The sequence below is a fragment of the Streptomyces sp. MB09-01 genome, assembly GCF_033794505.1.
GTDB lineage: Bacteria > Actinomycetota > Actinomycetes > Streptomycetales > Streptomycetaceae > Streptomyces.
In genome coordinates, this window is sequence record NZ_JARAYQ010000529.1 from 1 (window position 1) to 1,728 (window position 1,728).

A 1,728-nucleotide genomic window follows, 5' to 3' on the forward strand; every position below is an offset into this window, starting at 1 on the left:
CGTCAGCGCCGCACCGATCTCGGAGCCCAACAGCATCGTGCCCGTCGTCTCCACCGTCACCGAGCAGATCAGCGGAACGGTGACGCCGAGGGCCTCCATCGCCCGCCGGGCACCGACGATCGAGGACTTGGTCTGCAGCAAGTCCTGGGTGGTCTCCACCAGCAACGCATCCGCGCCGCCCGTGATCAGGCCCTCCGCGTTGATCTGGTAGGCGTCGCGGATCCTCGCATAGCCGATGTGCCCCAGCGTCGGCAGCTTCGTACCCGGCCCCATCGAGCCCAGCACCCAACGCTGCTGCCCCCTCGACACCGTGAACTCGTCCGCGACCTCACGGGCGATCCGCGCACCCGCCTGCGACAGCTCGAAGTTGCGCTCCGCGATGTCGTACTCCGCCAGCGCGGCGAAGTTCGCACCGAAGGTGTTCGTCTCGACGCAGTCCACACCCACCGCGAAGTACGCCTCGTGCACCGTGCGCACGATGTCGGGGCGGGTGACGTTCAACACCTCGTTGCAGCCCTCCAACTGCTGGAAGTCCTCCATCGAGGGGTCCTGCGCCTGCAGCATCGTCCCCATCGCCCCGTCGGCGACCACCACACGGCTCGCGAGCGCCTCCCGCAGGGCATCGGCCCGCACCTGCGCGTCCGCCGTCATGCCGGCCGCCCCAGCTTCGCCGCCAGCAGCCCGGCCGCCCGCTCCCCGTACACCGTGCGGACGGTGGCGAGCAGCGGCTCCGGCCGGATCTCGTACGCCTGGGATCCGACCGTCGCCAAAACCAGCGCCGACATCGCGCAGCCGAGCTGCGCAGCCGTCTCCAGCGGCAGCCCCCAGCCGACGGCGGCAAGGAAGCCGGAGCGGAAGGCGTCGCCGACGCCGGTGGGGTCCTCGGCGCGGACGTCGGGAACGGCGCCGACCGTGACGGCCGGCTCACCGGTGCGGTCGATACGGACGCCCTGCGCGCCCAGCGTGGTGACCCACGTGCCGACACGCTCCAGGACCTCCTGGCGGCCCCACCCGGCCCGCTCACGCAGCAGCGCCGACTCGTACTCGTTGGTGAACAGCCAGCGGGCCCCGGTCACCACAGCGCGCACCTCGCCGCCGGTGAGACGGGCGAGCTGCTGCGAGGGGTCGGCGGCGAAGTCGATGCCCAGCTCCCGGGCCTGCTCGGTATGGCGGACCATCGCCCCGGGATCGTTGGGCGAGACGAGCACCAGGTCCAGCGGGGTGCGCTCATGAACGGCACGCAGGTCGATACGGCCGGCCTCGGCCATGGCACCCGCGTAGAAAGCGGCGATCTGATTGGTGTCCTGATCGGTCAGGCACATGAAGCGGGCGGTCTGGTGCTCGGCGCAGACGTACACCGAGCCGGTGTCGACGCCGTGTTCCTTGAGCCAGACCTCGTACTCGGCGAAGTCCGGGCCCACGGCGCCCACCAGAAGGGGGTCGAGGCCGAGGCCGCCGAGGCCGAAGGCGATGTTGGCCGCCACACCGCCCCGCCGCACCTGGAGGGTATCGACGAGGAACGACAACGAGAGGTGTTCCAGCTGGTCGGGCAGCAGCTGGTCGACGAACCGGCCCGGGAAGGCCATGAGGTGATCTGTGGCGATGGATCCGGTCACCGCGATACGCACGTGGACTCCTGTGAACTGGTCTGACGCCGGCGAGGCGAGGCGAGGCGAGGCGGGGCAGGGCGAGGCGGGGCAGGGCGAGGCAGGGCGGGGGGATACCAGG

General features: G+C 71.1%; 2 protein-coding genes. Both read right to left on the reverse strand.

What is annotated here, in order from left to right; genetic code table 11:
* Window positions 1-651 (reverse strand): homocysteine S-methyltransferase family protein (locus tag PV721_RS43205; protein ID WP_319734324.1); only part of this gene is annotated, 651 nt, incomplete at its 3' end.
* Window positions 648-1,628: a carbohydrate kinase family protein gene (locus PV721_RS43210; protein WP_319734325.1), complete on the reverse strand. Its 981-nt coding sequence runs from the start codon at window positions 1,626-1,628 to the stop codon at window positions 648-650. The genes PV721_RS43210 and PV721_RS43205, both read right to left, overlap by 4 nt.
* Window positions 1,629-1,728: the final 100 nt, after the last annotated feature.